The sequence below is a fragment of the Actinoallomurus sp. CA-150999 genome (assembly GCF_050942425.1).
GTDB lineage: Bacteria > Actinomycetota > Actinomycetes > Streptosporangiales > Streptosporangiaceae > Actinoallomurus.
Genome location: NZ_CP192063.1, coordinates 497,659 through 520,791 on the forward strand (window position 1 = coordinate 497,659; position 23,133 = coordinate 520,791).

17 protein-coding genes and 1 pseudogene are annotated in these 23,133 nt (G+C 65.0%); 11 read left to right on the plus strand and 7 right to left on the minus strand.

Going from position 1 to position 23,133, the window contains the following annotated elements; translation table 11 throughout:
- The first annotated feature begins 1 nt into the window (after position 1).
- The 3 genes from ACQP2O_RS02550 to ACQP2O_RS02560 all read left to right on the plus strand — a co-directional run bounded on the left by ACQP2O_RS02550 (position 2) and on the right by ACQP2O_RS02560 (position 6,031).
- Complete coding sequence (locus ACQP2O_RS02550) at positions 2-973, plus strand: ice-binding family protein (protein WP_433179577.1); 972 nt, start codon at positions 2-4, stop codon at positions 971-973.
- Between the two features lie 520 nt (positions 974-1,493).
- Positions 1,494-4,610 carry a DUF4082 domain-containing protein gene (locus ACQP2O_RS02555; protein WP_433179578.1) on the plus strand — a complete coding sequence of 1,039 codons (3,117 nt, stop codon included), beginning with the start codon at positions 1,494-1,496 and terminating at the stop codon, positions 4,608-4,610.
- A 335-nt stretch (positions 4,611-4,945) separates the two neighbouring features.
- On the plus strand, positions 4,946-6,031 hold the full coding sequence (locus tag ACQP2O_RS02560) for a hypothetical protein (RefSeq protein WP_433179579.1): 1,086 nt from the start codon (positions 4,946-4,948) through the stop codon (positions 6,029-6,031).
- A gap of 82 nt (positions 6,032-6,113) precedes the next feature.
- Here the strand turns inward: ACQP2O_RS02560 and ACQP2O_RS02565 are convergent, their stop codons facing one another.
- Entirely contained in the window at positions 6,114-7,088 is a 975-nt protein-coding gene (locus ACQP2O_RS02565; protein WP_433179580.1) for a helix-turn-helix transcriptional regulator, read from the minus strand.
- 136 nt (positions 7,089-7,224) lie between these two features.
- On the opposite strand from ACQP2O_RS02565, the gene ACQP2O_RS02570 reads away from it, so the two are divergent.
- Complete coding sequence (locus ACQP2O_RS02570; RefSeq protein WP_433179581.1) at positions 7,225-7,620, plus strand: RidA family protein; 396 nt, start codon at positions 7,225-7,227, stop codon at positions 7,618-7,620.
- Between the two features lie 606 nt (positions 7,621-8,226).
- Entirely contained in the window at positions 8,227-8,709 is a 483-nt protein-coding gene (locus ACQP2O_RS02575; RefSeq protein WP_433179582.1) for a hypothetical protein, read from the plus strand.
- A gap of 279 nt (positions 8,710-8,988) precedes the next feature.
- Here ACQP2O_RS02575 and ACQP2O_RS02580 read toward each other — a convergent pair whose 3' ends face one another.
- From ACQP2O_RS02580 to ACQP2O_RS02590, 3 genes are all read right to left on the minus strand, one after another.
- Complete coding sequence (locus ACQP2O_RS02580) at positions 8,989-9,459, minus strand: dihydrofolate reductase family protein (protein ID WP_433179583.1); 471 nt, start codon at positions 9,457-9,459, stop codon at positions 8,989-8,991.
- Between the two features lie 1,164 nt (positions 9,460-10,623).
- Positions 10,624-10,875 (minus strand): hypothetical protein, encoded by a 252-nt coding sequence (locus tag ACQP2O_RS02585; RefSeq protein WP_433179584.1) that lies wholly within the window; start codon positions 10,873-10,875, stop codon positions 10,624-10,626.
- An 825-nt stretch (positions 10,876-11,700) separates the two neighbouring features.
- Positions 11,701-12,168 carry a hypothetical protein gene (locus ACQP2O_RS02590; protein WP_433179585.1) on the minus strand — a complete coding sequence of 156 codons (468 nt, stop codon included), beginning with the start codon at positions 12,166-12,168 and terminating at the stop codon, positions 11,701-11,703.
- A 613-nt stretch (positions 12,169-12,781) separates the two neighbouring features.
- Between ACQP2O_RS02590 and ACQP2O_RS02595 the strand changes: the two genes are divergently transcribed.
- The 3 genes from ACQP2O_RS02595 to ACQP2O_RS02605 all read left to right on the plus strand — a co-directional run bounded on the left by ACQP2O_RS02595 (position 12,782) and on the right by ACQP2O_RS02605 (position 16,895).
- Positions 12,782-13,270 (plus strand): hypothetical protein, encoded by a 489-nt coding sequence (locus ACQP2O_RS02595; protein WP_433179586.1) that lies wholly within the window; start codon positions 12,782-12,784, stop codon positions 13,268-13,270.
- Positions 13,271-13,619: 349 nt separating this feature from the next.
- Entirely contained in the window at positions 13,620-15,176 is a 1,557-nt protein-coding gene (locus ACQP2O_RS02600; protein ID WP_433179587.1) for an alpha/beta fold hydrolase, read from the plus strand.
- Positions 15,177-15,725: 549 nt separating this feature from the next.
- Positions 15,726-16,895, plus strand: coding sequence for a GDSL-type esterase/lipase family protein (locus ACQP2O_RS02605; RefSeq protein WP_433179588.1), 1,170 nt, complete (start codon positions 15,726-15,728; stop codon positions 16,893-16,895).
- Between the two features lie 44 nt (positions 16,896-16,939).
- Here the strand turns inward: ACQP2O_RS02605 and ACQP2O_RS02610 are convergent, their stop codons facing one another.
- On the minus strand, positions 16,940-17,497 hold the full coding sequence (locus ACQP2O_RS02610; RefSeq protein WP_433179589.1) for a hypothetical protein: 558 nt from the start codon (positions 17,495-17,497) through the stop codon (positions 16,940-16,942).
- 189 nt (positions 17,498-17,686) lie between these two features.
- A pseudogene (locus ACQP2O_RS02615) lies at positions 17,687-17,923 on the minus strand (helix-turn-helix domain-containing protein); the annotation flags it as partial.
- Positions 17,924-18,551: 628 nt separating this feature from the next.
- Between ACQP2O_RS02615 and ACQP2O_RS02620 the strand changes: the two are divergent.
- Positions 18,552-19,133, plus strand: a complete 582-nt coding sequence (locus ACQP2O_RS02620; protein WP_433179590.1) for a hypothetical protein — start codon at positions 18,552-18,554, stop codon at positions 19,131-19,133.
- Between the two features lie 177 nt (positions 19,134-19,310).
- Positions 19,311-19,880: a tyrosine-type recombinase/integrase gene (locus tag ACQP2O_RS02625; RefSeq protein WP_433179591.1), complete on the plus strand. Its 570-nt coding sequence runs from the start codon at positions 19,311-19,313 to the stop codon at positions 19,878-19,880.
- 487 nt (positions 19,881-20,367) lie between these two features.
- Here the strand turns inward: ACQP2O_RS02625 and ACQP2O_RS02630 are convergent, their stop codons facing one another.
- The gene (locus ACQP2O_RS02630) at positions 20,368-20,700 is read right to left on the minus strand and encodes a DUF6247 family protein (protein ID WP_433179592.1); all 333 of its coding nucleotides are present in this window, start codon (positions 20,698-20,700) and stop codon (positions 20,368-20,370) included.
- A 162-nt stretch (positions 20,701-20,862) separates the two neighbouring features.
- Here ACQP2O_RS02630 and ACQP2O_RS02635 point away from each other — a divergent pair, with 162 nt between their 5' ends.
- The gene (locus tag ACQP2O_RS02635) at positions 20,863-23,100 is read left to right on the plus strand and encodes a DEAD/DEAH box helicase (protein ID WP_433179593.1); all 2,238 of its coding nucleotides are present in this window, start codon (positions 20,863-20,865) and stop codon (positions 23,098-23,100) included.
- Positions 23,101-23,133 lie beyond the last annotated feature (33 nt).

Consider the following 23,133-nt stretch of genomic DNA (forward strand, 5'->3'; position numbering starts at 1 on the left):
GGTGAGTATTGGTAATGCGGCGCCGTTCGCGGTCCTGGCGGGATCAAGCGTCAGCAACACCAATCTCACCACGGTCATCGGAGACCTCGGGGTGAGCCCCGGCTCCACCGTCACCGGCTTCCCGCCCGGCACCATCACCGGCAACACCCACGCCGGCGACTCCACCGCGGCCAACGCCAAAGCCGACGTCGTGACCGCCTACAACAACCTCGCGGCGATGACACCGAACGCCACCTTGCCCGCGGAACTGGGAAACACCACCAGAACCCCCGGCGTCTACGACTCCACCACCGGCAACTTCCAGATCAACGGAACCCTCACCCTGGACGCCCAAGCCAACCCCGACGCCATCTTCGTCTTCAAAGCCGCCACCCTCAGCGCCGCCATGTCCAGCACCATCACCCTTACCGGAGGCGCCCAGGCCAACAACCTCTACTGGGCGATCAGCGACTCCGCCACGCTCAACACCTTCGCCACCTTCCGCGGCAACCTCATCGCCGCCAACGCCATCAACGTCAACACCCGAGCCAACCCCATAGGCCGCCTGTTCACCCTCAACAACGCCATCACCATCACCGGCGCCACCAGCCAGCCCCCCACCCTGATCCAACTCCCCGACGACCGCCCGACCACCACGACCCTCACCTCCAACAACAACCCCGCCAGAAACGGAGAACCGGTCACCCTCACCGCGATCGTCCAGCAAACCAGCGGCACCCTCACCCCCCAAGGAAACGTCGCCTTCAAAGACGGCAACACCGTCATCGGCACCGCCTTCTTCAACAGCACCACACAACCCGCCACCCTCACCACCTCCACCCTCACCCCAGGCCAACACACCATCACCGCCGTCTACCTCGGCGGAACCACCTTCAACCAAGAACAACCCATCCACTGGGCCCCAAGCACCTCACCCGCAATCCTCGTGCGGACCACCTCCGACCAGCCCGTCGCCGAGGAAGTGCACTCCTAGCACGCCCGGGTTGTCGACAGCTCGGATGCCAAGCACCTCGATGCCGCCGCGCATCACCACTCCGCTGGACGTACCAAGGACCAATGAATTGAGCAGATCTAAGGTGCGAGACGGCGCGAACAGGCGAAGGCTGGGGCGCGGGCGGTGCCTGAGGCTCTGGATCGCTCGCGCGACCAGTCTGGTCGTCCTGCTCGGTCTGCTCCAGGGCGTTTCCAGTCCTTCGCACGCGTCCGCACCCAAGCCTGCTGGGCACGTTCCTCAGGTCGCGAGTGGTTCGCAGACAGCACCGGCAGCGTCGTTGAGAAACGCACCCGTCGCCAAGTCCGCCGACATGCGCTCAGCCCTGCCCGTACCACCTCCGAGAAACGGTCGAATTGCCAAGAGCGGGGCCCGCGCTCGTAGAGCAACGTGTCCACCGACGTCGGTCATTTGTATCGAGAACAGCCTTCCCGGAAACCCGCCCAGCCAATGGGATGTCTCCGGATCAGGTTCCCCGAATATCCAGGGATATGCCACTCAAATGAGTGTCGCCCAAGGGGAGACCGTACAATTCAAGGTGCTGACTCCCGCGACCGCCTATCACGTGGACATCTATCGCATGGGCTACTACGGCGGCATGGGAGCTCGCCTCATCGCTACGGTTCAGCCGTCCGCCGCTCTGCCGCAGACGCAGCCGAACTGTCTGACCGACAGCACGACCGGCTTGATCGACTGTGGCAACTGGGCGGTATCGGCCTCATGGGCTGTGCCGGCGAGCGCGGTCTCCGGCGTCTACATCGCGAAGCTGGTGCGTGACGACGTGACCGGTGAGGCCAGCCATATCGTCTTCGTCGTCCGGGACGACACACGTCACTCGGATTTTCTGGTGCAGACGTCTGACGCCACGTGGCAGGCGTACAACTCCTACGGCGGCAACAGCCTCTATACAGGTGCCCCGGCGGGCCGGGCGTTCAAGGTGAGCTACAACCGTCCGTTCAATACCCGGGACAGCTCTGTGTACAGCTGGTTCTTCGATTCCGAATATCCGATGGTCAGATGGCTCGAGGCGAACGCGTTCGACGTGAGCTATACCACCGACGTGGATACCGCCATGCGGCCGGCGGAGATTCTCGAGCACAAGGTCTTCATGTCCTCCGGCCATGACGAATACTGGTCCAACGAGATGCGGACCAACGTGCAGAACGCTCGCGACAATGGTGTGAACCTCACCTTCTTCTCCGGAAACGAGAGCTTCTGGAAGACCAGGTGGGAGAACAGCATCGCGGACGGCACCTCGTTCAGGACGCTCGTCTGCTACAAGGAGACGCTCGCGAACATGAGGCTCGATCCGACTTCGACGTGGACCGGGACGTGGCGCGATCCGCGTTTCTCCCCGCCGGCGGACGGAGGGCGACCGGAGAACGCACTGACAGGCACGCTGTTCATGGTCAACGGGGTCGCCAACGATTCGATGCAGGTCCCCGCTGCGTACAGCGACATGCGGTTGTGGCGCAACACGTCGATCGTCAATCTTCCTCCCGGCCAGGCGGCGACCTTTCCCGCAGGTACGCTGGGGTACGAGTGGGACGAGGCTCCCGACGACGCCACCGCACCGCCCGGACTGGTCAGGTACTCGAGTACGACCGTGAGCAAGGCCACCACATTCCTGCTCGACTACGGGGGCCAATACGGCGCGGGGACCGCCACACACAGCCTGACGCTTTACCGGGCTCCCAGCGGAGCGCTCGTCTTCGGAGCGGGAACCACCCAGTGGGCGTGGGGGCTCGACGCAGTCCACGATCGGGCCGGAAGCCCCACCGACATCAATATGCAGCAGGCGACGGTCAACCTCTTCGCTGACATGGGCACTCAGCCGGCCAGCCTCCAGCCCGGCCTGGTGCCGGCGACCCAGTCGACGGACACGTCTCCACCGACGTCAACGATCACCAATCCGTCGAGTGGTGCCGGTCTGGCCCTGGGAAGGGCGGTCACTATTCAGGGAACGGCCAGCGATACCGGGGGCGGCGTCGTCGGAGGTGTGGAAGTCTCGTTCGACGGCACACGATGGTTCGAGGCGACCGGCCGAAGCACCTGGCAGTACCAATGGACGCCCACCACCAATGGACCCGTGACGATCAGCGTTCGCGCAGTCGACGATATCGGCAACCTCCAGACGAATCCGACCACAGTGAATGTGACCGTAGGCGGGACATGTTGCACGCTTTGGTCGTCGACGACTGTCCCGGACGTGGATTCGAGCAACGATACCCAGTCCTTGGAAGTAGGGGTGAAGTTCAAGGCCACCGCCTCTGGCCAGATCACCGGGGTCAGGTTCTACAAGGGCGCGGCCAACACGGGGACGCACGTCGGCCATATATGGAGTTCTACCGGGACGCTACTCGCAGAAGCAACCTTTACCAATGAAACAGCAAGCGGCTGGCAGCAGGTGAATTTCTCCACCCCGGTGGACGTCAGTGCTAACACCACGTATGTCGCGTCTTATCATACGCCGGGCCATTATGCCATGTCGCGGCCGTACTTCACAAATGCATATAACAACTATCCTTTGACGGCGCCGGCGAGCGCTGATTCCGGCGGGAATGGTGTGTATGCCTACGGTGCCTCGAACACGTTCCCCACGGGGAGTTACCAGGCCACCAATTACTGGGTCGACGTGGTGTACACGCCAACGTCCAGCCTGTGGGACAGTACGGCGGTGCCGGCCGTCCAGTCGAATCCCGATACTTCGCCGGTCACCGTCGGGGTGAAGTTCACGGCGTCTGCGAACGGTTCCATCAGTGGTATCCGGTTCTTCAAGGGTTCGCTGAATACGGGGACTCACGTGGGTAGTTTGTGGAGTTCGAGTGGGACGTTGCTGGCGAGTGCGACCTTCAGTGGTGAGTCGGCGTCGGGCTGGCAGCAGGTGAACTTCTCCTCTCCGGTGGCGGTGACGGCGAATACGACGTATGTCGCGTCTTATTTCACGTCGTCGGGTTATTATTCTGTGACGCAGGCGTATTTCACCAGTGCGTACGTCAATGGTCCTTTGACGGCGCCGGCGAGCGCTGATTCCGGCGGGAATGGTGTGTATGCCTACGGTGCCGCGAACACGTTCCCCACGGGGAGTTACCAGTCCACCAATTACTGGGTCGACGTGGTGTACACGCCAACGTCCAGCCTGTGGGACAACACGGCGGTTCCGGCCGTCCAGTCGAATCCCGATACTTCGCCGGTCACCGTCGGGGTGAAGTTCACGGCGTCTGCGAACGGTTCCATCAGTGGTATCCGGTTCTTCAAGGGTTCGCTGAATACGGGGACTCACGTGGGTGGTTTGTGGAGTTCGAGTGGGACGTTGCTGGCGAGTGCGACCTTCAGTGGTGAGTCGGCGTCGGGCTGGCAGCAGGTGAACTTCTCCTCTCCGGTGGCGGTGACGGCGAATACGACGTATGTCGCGTCTTATTTCACGTCGTCGGGTTATTATTCTGTGACGCAGGCGTATTTCACCAGTGCGTACGTCAATGGTCCTTTGACCGCGCCGGCGAGCGCTGATTCCGGCGGGAATGGTGTGTATGCCTACGGTGCCTCGAACACGTTCCCCACGGGCAGCTACCAAGCCACCAACTACTGGGTCGACGTGGTGTTCGCAGGATCGAGTTAGCGGGCTGGAACAGCGGCGGCGCTCCCCAATATCCGCAGCGTGACCCACTGTTCCTTGCGCCGGGGTGGTCAAACGTGCTCTTAGTCGCGGTCACAATGCGCGATTGGTCAACGACGGAATGCGGATATTGACTGAACGGGCGAAGATCGCTAACGTCCGGTTCGCGCATCGTCTGCTTTGAATCATTGGCGCCATGACGGCATTGTCGAGCAGGGAGATTTCGCCGATCCGGCGGCGCAGATCACATATCGACTGAACGGGAGCGCGACATCAAGGAACGTTCTCTACTCGCCCACGCGACGATTCGACATCCTCTCTTCGCTGTCGCCGCTCTCATGTTCGTCGCCTCCATCCTTGTCGTCGGCGTCTCTGGCGGTGCTGAATCCCGTGCTCGGACGAAGGCTGCAGGCGTCTCGGCCATCGAGGCGCGGCCTAACGACGGCTCGGGATATTGGCCGGACTTCTCCAACACGGGCTACGCCAACACTCCGGCCAATGCTGGCGGCCTGGGCTTGGGTGCGTATCCAGGAGGCCTTACCGACTATGCGTCGAGTATGAGCGCCGACAAGCCATTGACGCTTGATTACCCGGACAACAGTGTCATCTCCTTCACGCACTTTTTTGCTGGCAAGGTATATATCTACGGCGACAATCTCACGTTCGTCGGCTGTTTGTTCGAGGGCACCGATCCCAACGATAATCTTGTACAGATATACTCCGACAGCAACATCAAGTTCCTGTACTCGACGTTCAAGCCCAACTCCTACTCGATGCCGCCCGGTAATGATGGCACCGTCTCGTCGTCGCATTCCAAGCCTGGTACGCCTTTCGACAAGTCCTGGCAGTTGTCCACGACGATGAAGGAAGCCGTTGCGGTCATGGACCACAACGACATCTGGGGCAACGCGGGTATGGAGATGGTCACGGGCTTCCCGGGGCGCCCATCGACCTGGACTAACAACTACATCCACGATATGACCGATACGTCGCACGACGTATATCACCATGACGGCATAGGGCCGCAGAGCGAAGGTGATGGCGGCCCCATGATCGTCGACCACAACACCCTGGCCTCGCTCGGCAACACCAACGCCCTGGCCCTCCAGGGCGGCGGTGTCTATGATCACATTTCATTTACGAACAACTATGTTTCCGGCTGGGGTTATGCCGTGCATATCGGCGACGTCGACAACGCCACCAACATCACCGTCACCGGAAATATCTTCTCGGCTGAGCTTGAGCAGTTGTACGGCTTCTTGTACGGCAATATCTGGGGTGGGTCGGCTCGCGGCTCCACCTGGCGTGGCAATCTCATTCAAGCTCGTTCCGGGGACGACAACCACACCTACTCGGCGGCCGACAACGGCAGATATCTATGGCCGACCGACGCTGTAAGCCATACCACCGACTACACAGGTTGAGTCAGAGCCGCTCGACGCCTGGCCGACCTCCTCGAAGCGGCTCGAATCGCGTCGGCGGCGGCCCGCAGAAGGCGACCGACTCTCAGGATGAGACTTCGTAGCGGGTGGCGATCGCGGCGGCGCGGTTGCGCAGGGAGGTGCGCAACCACCGCGGGGCCAGGGCTTCCGCGTCCGTGCCGAGCTGCCACAGCGCCCATTCGGCGTGCCTCGGATCTTGGAAGGTCACCTCCAGCCGCAGCCAGCCGTCTGAGTCGGCTCCTTCGGCGAGGACGGCCAGCGCGGTACCCAGCAGTTCCTCCCGCCGTACCGGGTCCACCCGTACCTGCACGGCGACTTGGTCGCCTCCGGTCCGGAACTGCGTGCTGCGTTCCTGCCAGGCTCGGTCCAGATCGACCCGGTCTGGTCGCTGTGCGGGTTCGGCGAGTTCCGTGGCGGCCAAGATCCGCGACAGCCGGTAGGTGCGGTCCGCGCCAGACCTCGTGGCCAGCAAGTAGCCCCGGTCGCGTATGGTGACCAGGCCGATCGGGTCCACCGTGCGCCATTTCGGGGTCTGGTCCGCGGCCGCGTAGTGGATCTGCAGCTTGTGTCCGGCGAACACCGCGCGCAGGACCTCGGCCGCTATGGCGTCAGACACCTCCTCAGCGACCAGCCGACGCGACAGAAGGTCGGTCTCCGGGTCGATGAGCAATCGCTCGGCCGCGCCGGCCGCGGTGTCCCGATAGCTTTCGGGCAGCGCGTCAACCACCTTGAGCATCGCCGAAGCGAGCGCCGAACCGAGGCCGAAGGCCTGCGCGCCGCGCCGCGATCCGGCGACCAGCAGGGCAAGGGCCTCGTCGGGGTTCAGTCCGGTGAGCTCAGTCCGGAAACCGGGCAACAACGCGAAACCGCCGTGCCGGCCGCGTTCGGCGTAGACCGGGACGCCGGCCGCGGACAGCGCCTCGATGTCGCGCAGCACGGTACGGGTGGACACCTCCAGCTCGCGGGCCAGCGTGGCCGCGGACAGCCGACCGTGCTGCCGCAGCAGCAGCACCAGGGAGACCAGCCGGTCGGCGCGCATGCGAAGACGCTACCGAAATACACGACACAGGATGTCGTGATTTGCCGGGAGGCTTGTCGACACGTCGCCAGAGACGGTGGCTACCGAGCCGATCGACGTACGTGATTTCGACGAATCGAATGGAGCTGATGCGGCAATGGAGCGAACGGCGGTCAACCCGTGGGCGTGGTCGGTGGAGATGGGGTACGACCAGGGTGAGATCGTCTCCGGGCACACCCGGACCCTGTACTGCTCTGGGCAGACCGCGATGAGCGGCGACGGCAAGCCCCAGCATGCCGGTGACATGGCGGCGCAGTTGGCGCTGAGCCTCGACAACCTGGAGACCGTGCTCGGGGAGGCCGGCATGTCCCTCGCGAACCTCGTCCGGCTCAACGTCTACACCACCGACGTCGACCGGCTCTTCGAGCACTACGGCGTGCTGGCGTCGCGGTTGGGCGCCGCCGGGGTGGCACCGTCCACCACGATGCTCGGGGTGACACGGCTGGCGATCCCCGACCTGATGGTCGAACTTGAGGGGACCGCCGTCGCGTGATGCGATCGTGCCGCCTCCGGCAGGGCTGCCGGAGGCGGCACGAGAAGTAGGCAGGCGGGCGATATCCGGTGTTCGTCTGCCTGCTCGACGTACGCCGGCGCCGCAGTGTCCGCGGACCTGAGTACGCACTCACGCCGGCCGAGACGGACGCGTGCGCGATGAGCGGTTCGGTCGGCGCTTGAAAAGAACGGCAACCATTGATCGAGTTCTTTTGCCGTGTGGTCGGCGCCCGTGTCGGGGTCTGTGTTGGTTCTGGTGATCGGGTGGTGAAGTGGCTCCGTATAGCACGGTGGCGGTGGGGGATCATCAGTTGGAAGAGTTATGGTCCGCTTTCTGGGGCGGCGTCGCTCTTGGTTCCCGGTTCGGGTTCGGTCATCTCGCGAAGTTGTCGTTCACCTGCGGGAATGTGGTGTGGTTCGTGGGTGGAGTGGGTTTTTTGGTGTGGGGTGGAAAAGGGGTTGGATAAGGGCGTGGGTGGAGAAGTTCGGTGGTTTGTGCGTGTTTCTGATCACGTGTATTGCGGCAAACCAGGTCCGGGTGGTTGAGGTCTCACCAGACCGGAAGCGCGCTCACCCAGAGCGGCCCTGGAGTTACGGAGATGACCTTATGCGTACGATCCTGGCGACCGCCGCGACCGCTGCGATTCTCGCTCTTGGCCTGTCGGCCTGCAACAACGCCGGAGGCACTGCGGCGGCCCCGGCGCCGTCGTCGGCCACGTCGTCGGCTGCGGCGACCAAGGCATCCCCTTCCGCTTCCGCCTCCTCTTCTGCGGGGCAGTCGACCGGGTCCAAGCAGCACAACACCGCGCCGTCCAAGCAGGACGCGCAGCCCAGCGACGGGAATGAGGCCGAGGGTGAGTTGACGTATCTCGCGCCCGGTAAGTACCAGGTGGGTGACACGGTGTTCTTCACGGCCACCGACACGGTCCTGATCGTGGCGGGCGGTAAGTGCCCGGATGGGGCGGCCCGTCCGGACAACCACTGCACCACCGACAACATGGACATGTGGGTCCAGTCCGCGCAGCGCTTCGCGAAGGTCAGCTTCAGCGGCCAGGCCGCCACCGTCATCCGCGAAGTCAACGACATCTGAGGATGGCCCGCCTCAAGGCCCGCATCCAGGCAGCCCAACGGCGCTGAGACTTGGGCGCGTATTCGACACGGCCACCCGTTGACGACCGAACACGACCAGACACACAACGAACAGCGTCCGACCTCATCCATACAGGTCGGGCGCTGTTCGCAAAGATCACGACTTGTGGGTGACTGTGCGTCGCTTGCTGGGTCTTACTTGTCGGCTGGCGTGTAGACCAGTTCGAGGATTCCGGACGGGAAGGCCGTGCTTTTCACCAAGCGCAGGTTCACGGCCTGATCAAGCTCGGGGAACAGAGGTGCGCCCTTGCCGGTGACGGCGGGTAGCACCCACAGCCGGTACTTCGACCACGCCGAGCTTGATCAGGGAGTGCATGAACTCGGTGCCACCGGCGGCGATGAGGTCCTTGCCGGGCTCGGCCTTGAGCTTGGCGATCTCTTCCGCCGTGTCACCGCCGGCGATCCGGGTCTCGGGCCAGTCGTCGGCGGTTTTGAGGGTGCGGGAGAACACGACCTTGGGGATCTCGTTCATCGCCTTGGCGGACGGGTGCTCGGAGTTGGGCCAGTATCCGGCCATGATCTCGTAGGTGTTGCGGCCCATGAGGAAGGCCCCGGCCTCCCACAGCCGGCTGACAAAATACTTCTCCTGCTCAGGGTCGTCGATGCTCATCATGACGTCCCGGATTCCGTTGTCCCCGTCAGCGCTCTTACCGTCGAGCGAGACGTAAAAACCCAGAATCAACTTCCGCATCCAGTCCCTCCAGTTGCTTCTTCCCGAGCCGGGACGGTCCCGGCACGCGCCCAACGCCCCGAGGGGGGTGCTTGGATGAGCTCATCGCTGATCAGCGTCCACCGCTCGATCAGCTCGTGCTCAATGGTTGATCACACACACTCAGACCGACGGTTCCCCCAAAACTCATCGCGCTCCGCGCCATCGGCACCTCTCACTCGCAGTGGTAAGCCGCTTCCTCCCGCCACAACCATCCGGGTGGCTCCCAAACTCACTAACACGGCCTCACGTCTACCAAGCGCCGCAGAGCCACTGACTAACATCCGGCTCTCGAACTCACTTACACAGCCACTCATCGGCAGTGCCAATGAGAAGAGTCAGGGACGTGACGGCATGAGGGCCGCGGCTTCCCTGCTCGCTGACCGGGTCGGGGCCGGTCATGGCCGTAGGCCACCCCGTAAGGGGCGACCGAAGGGAGCAGCCGGCGCCGTGGGCAGATTCCAGCGCAAGCGTCCACGGCGTAGAAGCCGCTGCCCGGAGCCCTGCGAGGCTGCCCGATGGAGCTGGCAACCTACTTCTTGGGCGTCGCTTCGTCGCCTCGGGGCGGCCGTGACCGGGCTGCGAGACGGGACCGGACGGGAACAGGCCGTGCCCGGCTCACCGAGCCGGGCACGGCCTGTTCCGGCGCCCGCTTGCGGGTGCCCTTGAATACCTGGACAAACTCACGGTCGGCGCTGCCTCGCCCTGCTCCAACGTGTGACGGCGTGTGATCACGACAGGCGCCGTACGGCGGTGTTGCTGTACTTCCGTGCTGTAGTGCGCCACGAGGTGTTGTGTGACCGAGTGGAGGTGGAAGGACTCCATCGCCTGGTTGTCGCAGCAGTCGGGTGGAGCTGAGGGCAGCCCGATCCCGGGGGTGCCGGGAGGGCGGGAAGCAGCGCTGGCAACGGGGGGCGGGCCAGAACTGCCAGATGGCCCGGGCTCTCCTAGCGAGACGAGAAGGTGCACGACAGAAACCAGTGCTAAATCCCCGTAAGGGAAGTGCCGGCTCCAACCCGGTGGATATGGGACGGTGTGCATCGCGTGACGATCTAAGAACTGTCTCGCCGACCCCCGCGCTTTGCAGCCGGGAATTCTCCGCTCCGAGCAATGGTATTGGTGCGGAGAATTCTCAGTGCGGGTAGGTCAGCGCTCCCACAGGGTCCAGTGGCCGTCTGTCTCCGGGTAGCACGAGAATTGGGTGTAGCCGCCGTTGTCCGCTGGGTTGGAGGTGTCGTGGATTCCGTCTATCTGGCAGGAGAGCAGGTTCGGGTACCCGCCTCCGACCACCGTCCATTGCCCGGGGGCGGCGAGAGCGGTGCCCGTGGTCAGTGAGACCGTGGCCACGGCGGCACCGGCGATCAGACCGGCAGCGACGATAGAGCGCAAGGACTTCATGTATCTCTCCTCTGAACGGGGCCGGGGCCGAAACGGCCAGCGACTCCTTGCGTGTCGTACATAGAGTCAGATGCTCACTACAGTGGCGTAAGTTCGCGGTGTTGCGGGATTTTCGGTGAATGTGCTGGTGAGGCTGCCGATAATCTTCTGTCGGCGTGGTCCTTGAGTGTCCGGATCGCCCGTCCCAACCGAATCCGGTGGCGCCGTCACCGTCAACAAAGCCGGGTGGGGCATCCACTCCAGCGTGGAAGACGGCGAGTCCGGTGATAAAGGCTTTCGCTCCGGCTTCAGTGGTGTTCCGCGTCGGATGGGCCGGTCAACCGGTTCGGGCCGGGACCGGTCCGCAGAGGCCGCACGTCCGACCCTTTTCAGGAGTGACATCACCCCTGTTCACAGTGTCGATGCCGAGGTCGGACGGTGGCCGACGTGTGCCTGCGTGAGCTGGAAGAGGACGTTGCCGTCATGGGTGCCGTCAACGGTCGGTGTCCTTGGGATGGCGAGGCGATGCGTAGACGACCCAGACGGTGCGGCTGTCATCGTCGATCACGTACGGGACGCGGCCGCCGCTGGTGACCTCGTATTCCCACTGTTCGAGATCGCGGCCGTTGTGGCGGTGGGTGGCGAGGTCACCGCGAAGACGATGCTGTCGTTCGTGGTTGGACCGGGAACGCGGCTCGTTGCGCAGGGAGTCCAGGCATCGGCGGGTGTTGGACAGGGCGAGGCGGCACAGCTTTTCTCAGCCGCGTACCGCCTCGCTGGTACCGAATCGGACGCCCCACTCGTCGTCTGGCGGTGGGACGGTGACCCTGTCGCCTCGCTTCGGACTCAAGGCGCGACCTCGACCGAACCGAAGTCGCCGGAGGTCGGTCGGAGCGCCTCCTCGTACTGCGCGCGATCTGCCTTGATACGCGCGGTGGCACGCCAGCCGGTGATCACTTCTTGGGCGTTCGTGTCGAGGTCGAGTTCGGCGGCGTCGGACAGCGCGTCGACCAGCTCGAGGGTGAAGGCGCGGACCTCTTCGGTGCTTAGGTGGCGTGCCCAGGGGAAGACGTCGGGCATGGCGAGCAGCAGCGCGCGGGCGCTCGGGTCGTGCTTCATCAGCGCCAAGAAGATCCGCGATGCGGTCGTCAGCGTCTCGTCACGCTGCTCTTCGCGGTCGGCTGCGGTGAGGTAGAAGTCAGGGGCGTTGCGGTGGGTGACCCGCAGTCGGCCGAGGCGCGATGCGCGCTCGGCGACGGACTTGGGGTTGCGGGACAGGTCGGAGAAGGTGACTGCGTCCGCGGTGGTGCCCATGCCGACAGCATATTCAGATCGTGTTCTGAAGTTGTCCTCGGTGGTCGCTGCCGTCGTCAGGCTGCTAAGGGCGCCGCAGGGCGGTTCTGCACACCGACGTCGACCAGCATCGCCCGCTCTGCCTGAGGACTCCGAACTCGCCCAGGCCATCGCCGTGCTGGCCCGCGCCGAGCAAGACGCCCAGAAGGTCCATGCATGGCCACGATTGATCGAGTTCTTTTGCCGTGTGGTCGGCGCCCGTGTCGGGGTCTGTGTTGGTTCTGGTGATCGGGTGGTGAAGTGGCTCCGTATAGCATGTTTGCGGTGGGGGATCATCAGCTGGAAGAGTTATGGTCCGCTTTCTGGGGCGGCGTCGCTCTTGGTCCGGGTTTGGGTTCGGTCATCTCGCGAAGTTGTTGTTCACCTGCGGGAATGTGGTGTTGTTCGTGGGTGGAGTGGGTTTTTTGGTGTGGGGTGGAAAAGGGGTTGGATAAGGGCGTGGGTGGAGAAGTTCGGTGGTTTGTGCGTGTTTCTGATCACGTGTATTGCGGCAAACCAGGTCCGGGTGGTTGAGGTCTCACCAGACCGGAAGCGCGCTCACCCAGAGCGGCCCTGGAGTTACGGAGATGACCTTATGCGTACGATCCTGGCGACCGCCGCGACCGCTGCGATTCTCGCTCTTGGCCTGTCGGCCTGCAACAACGCCGGAGGCACTGCGGCGGCCCCGGCGCCGTCGTCGGCCGCGTCGTCGGCTGCGGCGACCAAGGCTTCGCCTTCCGCTTCCGCTTCGTCTTCCTCTTCGTCTTCCGCGTCGGCGGGGTCCAAGCAGCACAACACCGCGCCGTCTAAGCAGGACGCGCAGCCCAGCGACGGGAATGAGGCCGAGGGTGAGTTGACGTATCTCGCGCCCGGTAAGTACCAGGTGGGTGACACGGTGTTCTTCACGGCCACCGACACGGTCCTGATCGTGGCGGGCGGTAAGTGCCCGGATGGGGCGGCCCGTCCGGACAACCACTGCACCACCGACAACATGGACATGTGGGTCCAGTCCGCGCAGCGCTTCGCGAAGGTCAGCTTCAGTGGCCAGGCCGCCACCGTCATCCGCGAAGTCAACGACATCTAAGGATGATCCGCCTCAAGCCCCGCATCCAGGCAGCCCAACGGCGCTGAGACTTGGGCACGTATTCGACACGGCCACCCGTTGACGACCGAACACGACCAGACACACAACGAACAGCGTCCGACCTCATCCATACAGGTCGGGCGCTGTTCCACTTATCGGCAGAGGCAGGGCCGAACCTCCCACCCTCCACTTTTCAGGAGTAACAACCCCCTGCTCGCTCCGGCGTGCGCCGTGAACGGGGTGGTGACCGGTTCTGTGACGTCGCTGTGACCGGCTCCTTGGCAGTCTGCCCGGCGTTCGTGTTTCCCGCGAGGAAGGGTTCCTTATGAGACGTGCCATAGTCGGTGGCGTGGGTGGTTTGGCCTGCGTGGTGCTGGCGCTGGGCAGCGCGGCACTGGGCACCTCCGTGCCGGCCGCCACCGTGGCGAGCCGGTCGGTTTCGGCGGTCGAGTGGAAGCCCTGCCCCACCTATTCCGATGAGGTGATCAAGAGCCTGGGCGCACCCAGCGAGCAGATACCGCAGTTCCGCGCGCAGCTGAAGCGCCTGGAGTGCGGGACGATCAGCGTCCCGCTGGATTACCGCCGCCCGGAAGGCCGGAAGATCAGCATCGCGTTCACCCGGCTGAAGGCCGTGGGCACCGAGCACCGGCTCGGCGCGCTGGCGATAGCCCCGGGCGGGCCTGGCGGCAGCGGATATCTCGACCCCATCGCGACGACGCTCAGGAACAAGGAGATCGCCCGGCTCAACGACCGGTACGACCTCATCGGCCTCGATCCCCGTGGAGTGAACTACAGCACCAAGACCAGCTGCGCAGGTACGCCTCCTCCCAATGCGGGACCCGGACCGCTGACCAAGGCGTCGGCCAAGCGGATCTACGAGGCTCAGGCGGCGGACAACGCCGCCTGCGGACGGTCCGATCCGGCCTTCCTCGGGCAGCTGACCACCGCGAACGTGGCCCGGGACCTGGATCGGGTGCGAGCCGCACTCGGTGAGCGCAGGTTCAACATCCTCGGCTTCTCTTGGGGCACCTGGCTCGGCGCGGTGTACCGCAGCCTCTTCGCCGACCGTACGGGGCGCGTCTTCCTGGACAGCCCGGCACCGCCGTACACCAGCTTCGCCGAGCATGACAAGGGGGTCGCTGAGGCCACAGAGCGGAACTTCGCGCGTATGGCGGCGTGGCTCGCGCGCTACCACACGACGTACGGCCTGGGCGCCACCGCACAGCAGGTGCGGGCCGCGGTCTTGAAGCTGCGCCACGACTATGACGCCAACCCCAAGACGTTCACCGACCTGAACAGACCGATCGACGGCTCCTCCATCGCCCAACTGGCCGGCACGACTTCACCTCAATGGCCGCAGGCCGGCCGGGCGCTCGCCGAGCTGCGGGACGCGACCGGCTCCCAAGCACCGCCCACCGTCAAAAAGATCTTCGGCGCCGAACCGGCCAAGCCCGTCCCCGGCGCACCCGAGATGATGAACATGACGATGAACCGGGCGACCGTCTGCAACGAAGATGAGAGCCGGCACGGCTTCTCCGCCGCCTGGACCGCCTACCAGCAGCGCCTCAAGCGCAACCCGGTGACGGCCTTCTACTTCGGCGCCGGATGCGCCGGCTGGCCGCTGCCCGTACAACAGACCCGGGTGCACCGCACTGGGGGGTCGCTGGTCTTGTCCGGGCACCGTTACGACATCATGTCCGCCTACAAGTGGACCCTGCAGATGCAGGCCGCCATCGGCGGCAAGGTCTACACCGTCGATGACGACGTCCACGTCTCGGCCACACGCGTGCCCGAATGCGCCGCAGACGTGGTGGCCTACTTCACCACCGGCCGGATCGACCACGGCTGCAGCGGAGAGAAGGTGCCAACTCCAACGGACCCGCAACAAGCCGGATCCCGGACCTGACCACTCCACCAGAACCGACAGCCGACAGGACAGATCAGGAGCCGGCCGGCAGCTCATCGGGCCGCCAGGCTCCGCACGCGGACGGGGCGGCCGCCGCTTCGGTCACCGGGGCGGCCGCCGGTCAACCGGCACCAGGAGCAGCAACGCCTCTGGCGGAAGACCGCCGAGGCGTGCCGGACACGACGGTACGGGGCTGCCCGGACGACCGGGACTGCCGGGTCTCGAGCGCGCGTTCGCCGCAAGCGGTGTGCCGCTGACCGTGCGGACCGGGCGCAGCGAGGAGGTCGCCCGGTGCTACGAGAGGCGTATGTGCTGGTCTGCCCGGACGGCCATGTGGCGTGGCGCGGGGACGACCTGCCATGCGACCCGGCGGCGCCGGCCGACACGGTACGAGGGACGGAGCCGACGCCGGACACAGCAAAAATGAACAGAGCTGAACACGGCCGCGCAGGTTGTTGCGTTCACCTTCTTTCCCGGCAGTCACGGCTGTGCGAGAGTGACATAGGACGTCCTACCTCCCCCGCCATCGACGATCGGAGGACAGTAGCCGTGCGCAAGAGACATCTCGTCAGAACCGCCTCTGCGGCCGTGCTTCCGCTGACCTGCATCCTCGCCGTGACCACACCCGCCCAGGCCGCGTACACCGCGTACAGCGCGCCTGCCGGTGCGCCCCGGCAGGCGGCCGCCGACCCGGATCAGCCCGCCGGAATACCGGCGACCGATCCGCACCTGGCCTTCGACGGCCACTGGGGCCGCGTCGGCAATGCCATGATCACCCCGAACTCGGGCTCCCAGCTGCGGTTCCGATTCACCGGGCGCACTCTCGCGGGCCGCTTCGACACCTCGTCGGTGACGCTTCCCGCGCAGATCTACGTGTCAATCGACGGGGCGGCCCCGGTCCGGTACACGGTTGACCGGGACCTGATCGACTTCACCCCGGCGCCGCTGACGGGTCGGAAGCACACCGCCGAAATCTCCGTCAAGGACGTCAACGAACACGCGAACCGGTGGGTCCTCCCCCTGCAGTCGGGCCTTTCATTCACCGGTCTCGAACTCGACCCCGGAGCCCATGTGCAGACGCCGGCGCCACTCGGGCACCTGCGCATGGAGTTCCTGGGCGACTCCATCACACAGGGCGTCAAGTCCCTGTGCGGGGTGATCGGCACAGACTGCGACGACGGCACCAAGGACTTCGCCCACCTGACGGGGAAGGCCTTCCACGCCCACACCAACCAGGTCGGGTTCGGCCGCCAGGGCATCCTCGTCAAGGGCAACGGCGGCGTGCCGACAGCGAGCGGCAGCTTCGGCTGGAACTTCCAGGACTCCCCGGCCGACCCGCTCTTCCGCCCCGACGCCGTGGTCGTCAACCAGGGCACGAACGACTACTTCCTCGGCGCCGAACCGTTCCGGCCCGCCTACCTGAGCTACTTGAAGCAGATCCGTGCGGCCTACCCGCACGCATGGATCTTCGCGATGCGTCCCTTTGGCGGCTACAACGCCGAGGACGTGGCCTCGGCGGTCACCGAGGCGAACGATCACAGGACCGTGTACGTCGACACCACGGGCTGGATGTCGGCGGACGCTGGCGACTACACCGACGGCGTCCATCCGGGCGTCGAGGCCCATGCGAGGGCGGCGGCGCTGCTGACCGACTTCATCGCGCACACGACCGGCTGGGCAGCGGACCCGGTCACCGTTCCCGCCGACCCGGCCGGCTGATCCCGGCCCCGAAACCAGCGTTTCAATTGCTGGCGTGGTCCAGCTCACGGGACGCTTGTGGACGACCCGAAGTTGAGGACGCCGAACCACGGAAAGTCGGTATCGGCTTGAGACTCCATGAGTTCGTTGATGTAGGAGTCGATGTCAGGGGCTGGGTGCGGGCCCTCAAGCTGTACGACCAAGTCCTCGTCACCTGGTGAGGCGAGGGGAGCCATTAGGGGCGACAATCGGGCGATGATGCCGTCCCAGTTGAGGGAGAGGCGTGCACCCTCGTCTGCCGGGGGCGGGTCGGTTCGCTTACGACTGGAAAAGTCATACCGATGCTGATTGTGCGTAGATACGGTCCTGGTGGCCCCGTCCAGCAGGTGAACGCTGACGAATTCGGTGACATCCAGCCCTGCGGCGAGTCGCCCGCATTGAACCGTCCACACGTTGACACTTTCACCGAGCAGGAAGTTGTTCAGGAGCCTGCCCATACTTTCGAAGTGGCCAAGCTTGGATTCCAGGCGGGCGTGCAACTCCTCCGTGGTGGCGTACGGTCGGAAGTACCCGACTTCGCCGATGACGCACATGGACTCTTCCAGGAGATAGAAGCTGCGCACTAGTTTTTGGTGGTCGGGCCTGTGTTCTTGGTGTGCTGACTGCATTGCCATCCTCCAGGCGCCTGCCTTATCTACCGGGGTGTAACCATAGAGGCGTGAGCTGACAACGGGCTGTGGTCCTGGGCGCGGGTCAAGCGGCAGTCACCTTCGGCGGCTGGGCGGCTGGGCGGTCCGGCGCGGCGGGACCGGACGGGACGGACCGAGCGGGGGCGCCACCGCGGTGATCGGTGGCGCCCCCGCATGCCCGGCGGACCGAGTCCGTCCGTTGCGCCAGCGCTTACCGGTCCGCGGGTTGATCCCGACGATCTGGCAAGCCTGCCTGCTGCTCATGCCCTCACGCATGAGCCGGAAGTATTCCTCGCGCTCACGGACCAGCTTCTTACGTCCTTGAGCCTGTCCCCGGTTCTCCCGGATCTCGAAAGCCATCGCATCCCCTCAACAGGGGTGTTGCGACGACCACTAGAACCCAAGTCTTCTCTCGGGGTCTTTCAGCAGGTCACGGGTGGTGGGCAGGGGCGGGGTCGAACCGCCGACCTTCAGCTTTTCAGGCGACTTATGTAGACATTTCACCAGCTCTCCTTGTGCTTCTGGCTGCTCTGAAGGTCCCCTCCCCGAGCGGGAGTGTCCGCCGTGGTTCGTCGCGGTGGTCACGCAGTTAGTCACCCATCGCCCGAGGCGGAGGCGGAGGCCGTTGGGGGACATGGGGGACACGTTGGGGTTGGCTGTCAGCGCTTAGCACTCTTCGTCCCGAACGCATCCCGATTCTCACCTGAGCTGCGCGTGCAGGCTGTGACCAGCATCGAGCGTCCCAGCGGCGTTCGTGGAGGTTCGCGGTGAACCACAGAGTTAGGCGGCCTCTTAGGCGACCCGCCTATCCGTCGGCCGAGCCCATGTTGGCTCACCAGCCTAACGGCTTGGTGGTCCACTCTCTGCCCCTGGCCCTAGGCACCCAGCTTGGGGTATTTCGGATCACGATCTTGTGACCTGCTCCGGTTCAGGTCAGCGGTGGTGTCGTGTTGCCTGTGAGTCCTGAGATCCGCCGACTCTGACAGGCATGTCCGGACACATCGCGCTAGCATCGCTGCCCGTGATCGCAGTGAGTGTCACCATCGGACTGGCGTTCATCGGTTACATCGTCACCTACTTCAACGGCCTGCGCCTGGCGCAGCGCCAAGAACGCCTTTCCCGAGTGAATCGCCAGCTTAGCGACTTCTACGGGCCGCTGCTTGCCCTCACCACGGCCAACGAACGCATCTTCAATGCCTTCGTTGAAAAGAACGCCCGTCCTGGCGGCAAGTCCATCTTTCAGGATGCGACTCCACCTACCGAGGAAGAACTCGGCGAGTGGCGATTCTGGGTCACAAACGTCTTTCTCTCAAATATCCAAGCCATGCGGGATATAGTCATTAGCCACACCGACCTATTGTCGGAACCTGAGATGCCATCGGTGCTGCTGGACTTGTGCGCGCACGTGTCAGGCTATGAAATCACTACGGCCCGATGGGCTCAGGGAAACTACGATGAGCATCTGTCCGTCGTTCACTTCCCCAGCGAAGAGATCGGCACCTACGCCCGGCAGGGCTTTAGCAAGTTGAAGGCAGAGCAAGCCGGTCTGCTCGGGCAACGCAGCAAGTGATTCACGGTGGCCGGCACGTGGTCGCTCAGGTCGTGATCCGGTCTGTGCTGCTGTGCGGAGCAGAAGGTATCCCGGATGTATCCCGCGTTTGGGCTGATCAGAGGGCTAGGGATACATGGGATACGTGGGATACATCCGTGACCCTCCGGAGAGCGCCCCGACCGGTCGCCCCCGTGCGTGCGGACAGAGGAGATGAGGGAGCTTTCATGGACGCATGTCGTCGCGTTCGATGAAGACCGGCAGACCTGGTGCCCAGTGTCCGAGGTGGGTTGGGAACACGAACAGTTCGCCGTCTACGTCTGGCGTTCGGTGCGAAAGACGGGCGACACCAAGACCGTAAAGTCGCGTCGGTCGCTCCGGCTCCCCAACCGATGCGTAGCGGCCCTCAAAGCGCTCAAGGCCGAACAGGACCGCCACCGTGGTGCCGGCCACGCGCGGGGCGGCAAGGATCTGGTGTTCTGCACCAGAACCGGGACAGCGCTCAGCGCGGGGAACGTACGGCGCGACTTCCGCACGGCTCTCGACAGTGCTGGCCTGGTCGGCAAGGAGTGGACTCCTCGGGAGCTGCGGCACAGCTTCGTGTCGCTGCTCTCCGCCCATGACGTACCGATCGAGAACATCTCTCGACTGGTGGGCCACACCAACATCGTGGTGACAGAGACCGTCTACCGCAAGCAGATACGACCGGTGATCCAAGACGGAGCGATCGCGATGAACGAGATCTTCCCAGCGGATTCCGAGCGGTAGTCACCCAGTTAGACACTCACGCCCCGTCTCCAGATATGGAGGCGGGGCGTTTTCGCTGATCTTGATGGTGGGCAGGGGCGGGGTCGAACCTCCGACCTTCCGTTTTTCAGGAGTAGCAACCACCCTGCTCAGAGACTCTATGCCCAGGCAGACGGTAGTGGGCGTGCGCCGACGGCTGTCCACGGTGGCCGACGTTGCCGTCACCGTTGCCGTCAACGACTGCGGCTGTCACGCAGTATCGGTGATGGCCATTCAACGCGGAGCATATGTACCTCGCGCTGTTCCTCTAGCACGAGGTATGTAGCGAGCCCGCGTTCGCCGAAGGCGTGCGTGAGCATGTTGCCCCGGGGATTGGCAGGTTGAACGGCTGCCCACTCCACGGCGCCGTCTCCAGCAACGTGAACAACTCGGCGAGCGGACGTAGAGCTCCCGCCGGGACCGCTTTGATCTGTTCCTCGGCGATCGGGTCCAGGTTGAGCCGGTACACCTACCGTCCGTTCTCACGCTCGGCGAGGATCTCGCGCCATGGTCTACCCGCGGGGACGGCCTCCCCTGCGGCAAGCTGACTGGCGCGAGCATGCATCCGCCGACGCCCTTCGGGGTCGTGCGCCGAGTCGCAAGCGGAGATCCACCAGCGGTGCACGAAGTCGTTCAGCACGCCGAGATCGAGGTTCACACGGACCTCGTCAAGCACCGCTTTGAGCCCGGCGTCGAACGCCTCACGGTCTTGAGGCACGACCAAGGCGGCCCGGATCGCGCGCAGGCTCTTGGCCGGCTCGGGTGCGCTGCCAGGGGCGAAGTCATGTGGTTGCGCAGTCATCCCGGGCCTCCTCTCCCTCCCCCAGACACACTCCCGCGAGTCGGAGAGCCCGGAAGGTAGGTAAGGGCGCCAGCGCGCGTCGGAAGCCAACATGTCCGCGATGTCCTCCATCTTCGCAATTCGCACCGATCGCCGGTTCCGATGCGTAGACTCTCGACCACTTTGGCACGCACAGCGGAACTGACGAGTGAAACGGAGCCTGCGAAGGCCGAGCTCCGCGCGGGAAGGGCGGTCCGCGCTATCGTCTCCGACGGCCGCGCGGTCCACGACGCCATCGAGGCGGTCCTGGCCGCGCCGGGGGAGTCCCGCGAGATCGCGCGACGGGCGTACGAAGTGGTGCGCGATCAGCTTGTCACCGGCGAACTGGACACGATGCCGGTGGACCGGCTCCGGGAGCTTATCCAGGGCCGGGTCACGTTCGTCCCCGTCAGGGACGCCGGTATCGACACAGTCGGCGCGGTCCTCACGACCGGCGCAGAAGCACTCAGGCGAATCCCCCGAGTACGCCGGAAGACGGCCAAGCGGATCATGGCCGCCGCATGGCAGATGCGGGAGTCCGTCGAGGAGAGCACCCGCGTCCGCATCGAACCAGACGCCCGTACCCCCGAGCAGACCGCTCTCATCGCCGCCTTGCGCCGCTACGAACGCACCAGGTCCGTGATGAAGGGCCCGGACCCGAGCCCGCTGGCAGGTGAGCTCGGGGGTTACCTCGGCCCTGCGGCACGCGGCGCGAGCCGCTGGGGAATGCTCTTCACATTCTCCAAGCGGAAGAGGCAGGAAGCTCGTGATGCACTCGTCCAGCTGGACGCCACCCTGAGTTCCAAGAAAGTCACTGCGGTACGCAAACGCCTGTCCACGGCCGAGTCCCGGCTGGAGAAGGCCGTAAAGACACCGAGGGCTGCCCGGCTATGGAGCGATTACCTCGCCCGCCCGGTCATCTACAACGGCCTGTTGATCGAGGTTGGGGGGCTCGACCCGGTCAAAGAGGCCGGTCAGGGATTCCTCCCCGCCGATATCGCCGAGCAGGTCCGCGTGTTTCCCCTCGACCAGTCCCGCCTCAAGACCTCGCTGCGTGGCTACCAGCTGTTCGGCGCGAAGTTCGCGCTGGTTCAGGAGCGGGTGATTCTCGGCGACGAGATGGGCCTTGGTAAGACGATGCAGTCGCTCGCCGCGATGTGCCACCTTGCGGCCAAGGGCGCGACGCACTTCCTGGTCGTCTGCCCGGCGAGCGTGGTCGTCAACTGGACTCGCGAGGTTGAGCGGCACACGCTGCTGGAGGTCCGCCGCGTGCACGGGCCTGGCGAGAAGCGGGAGGCGACCCAGCAGGAGTGGGCGGCCAGGGGTGGCGTGGCGGTCACGACATTCGAGGTGCTGCGCGCCATGCCGGAGGACCTGGACGTCTCTGTGGCGATGATGGTCGTCGACGAGGCGCACTACGTGAAGAACCCGACTGCGCTTCGCACGCAGGCGGTCAGCGAATGGGCGGCCCGGAGCAGGCGGGCGCTGTTCCTGACGGGGACGCCGATGGAGAACAAGGTGGGGGAGTTCCGAGTGCTGGTCGGGCACCTGCGCCCGGAGCTCGCCGAGAACCTGGACATACCGGACGGGGCGCTGGATGGCACCAAGTTCCGGGAGGCTGTGGCACCGGTCTACCTGCGGCGCAACCAGGAAGACGTGCTTAGCGAACTTCCGCCGCGGCTGGAGACGCAGGAATGGGTGGCACTCGAGGGACCGGCGCTGCGGGCGTACCAGAAGGCGGTCCTCGCGGGGAACTTCATGGCGATGCGCCGGGCGGCGTTCGGCCCGGGGACGGTGAAGGGATCGCCGAAGCTCCGGCGGCTGGTGGAGATCGTCAGTGAGGCCGCGGACGGCGGGCGCAAGGTCGTGGTGTTCTCGTACTTCCGCGACGTACTGGACACGGTGACACAGGTACTGGGCTCCGGGCGTCATGGCGTCCCCGGCGTGCATGTCGTCGGTCCGCTGACCGGGGGCATCCCGCCGGCGAACCGCCAAGCGATGGTGGACGAGTTCACTGCCGCCAAGGGGGCTGCGGTGCTGGTCTCCCAGATCCAGGCGGGCGGCGTGGGCCTGAACATCCAGGCCGCCTCGGTGGTCATCATCGCCGAGCCGCAGCTGACGCCCTCGATCGAGGAGCAGGCGATCGCCCGCGCGCACCGGATGGGCCAGGTGCGCCGCGTGGACGTGCACCGGCTGCTGTGCGGGGACAGCATCGACCAGCGAGTCCTCGAGCTGCTGGCGGACAAGCGCGAGGCGTTCGACGAGTACGCGCGCCGCAGCGACATGGCGAACGCGACGCCGGACGCGGTGGACACGGGCTCCGAGACCGAACTGCGGCGCCAAATCGTGGCCGCGGAACAGAAGCGCCTCAAGGCGGCGTGACCCGCAGAGCTTTCGTGGCCGCACGTCGTCGCG

Excerpts from the sequence above, each read along its gene's own strand:
- ACQP2O_RS02555 (WP_433179578.1), top strand. The coding sequence starts at position 1,494 with ATGAGTGTCGCCCAAGGGGAGACCGTACAATTCAAGGTGCTGACTCCC.
- ACQP2O_RS02560 (WP_433179579.1), top strand. The coding sequence starts at position 4,946 with ATGTTCGTCGCCTCCATCCTTGTCGTCGGCGTCTCTGGCGGTGCTGAA.
- ACQP2O_RS02565 (WP_433179580.1), bottom strand. The coding sequence starts at position 7,088 with ATGCGCGCCGACCGGCTGGTCTCCCTGGTGCTGCTGCTGCGGCAGCAC.
- ACQP2O_RS02570 (WP_433179581.1), top strand. The coding sequence starts at position 7,225 with ATGGAGCGAACGGCGGTCAACCCGTGGGCGTGGTCGGTGGAGATGGGG.
- ACQP2O_RS02575 (WP_433179582.1), top strand. The coding sequence starts at position 8,227 with ATGCGTACGATCCTGGCGACCGCCGCGACCGCTGCGATTCTCGCTCTT.
- ACQP2O_RS02580 (WP_433179583.1), bottom strand. The coding sequence starts at position 9,459 with ATGCGGAAGTTGATTCTGGGTTTTTACGTCTCGCTCGACGGTAAGAGC.
- ACQP2O_RS02585 (WP_433179584.1), bottom strand. The coding sequence starts at position 10,875 with ATGAAGTCCTTGCGCTCTATCGTCGCTGCCGGTCTGATCGCCGGTGCC.
- ACQP2O_RS02590 (WP_433179585.1), bottom strand. The coding sequence starts at position 12,168 with ATGGGCACCACCGCGGACGCAGTCACCTTCTCCGACCTGTCCCGCAAC.
- ACQP2O_RS02595 (WP_433179586.1), top strand. The coding sequence starts at position 12,782 with ATGCGTACGATCCTGGCGACCGCCGCGACCGCTGCGATTCTCGCTCTT.
- ACQP2O_RS02620 (WP_433179590.1), top strand. The coding sequence starts at position 18,552 with ATGTCCGGACACATCGCGCTAGCATCGCTGCCCGTGATCGCAGTGAGT.
- ACQP2O_RS02630 (WP_433179592.1), bottom strand. The coding sequence starts at position 20,700 with ATGACTGCGCAACCACATGACTTCGCCCCTGGCAGCGCACCCGAGCCG.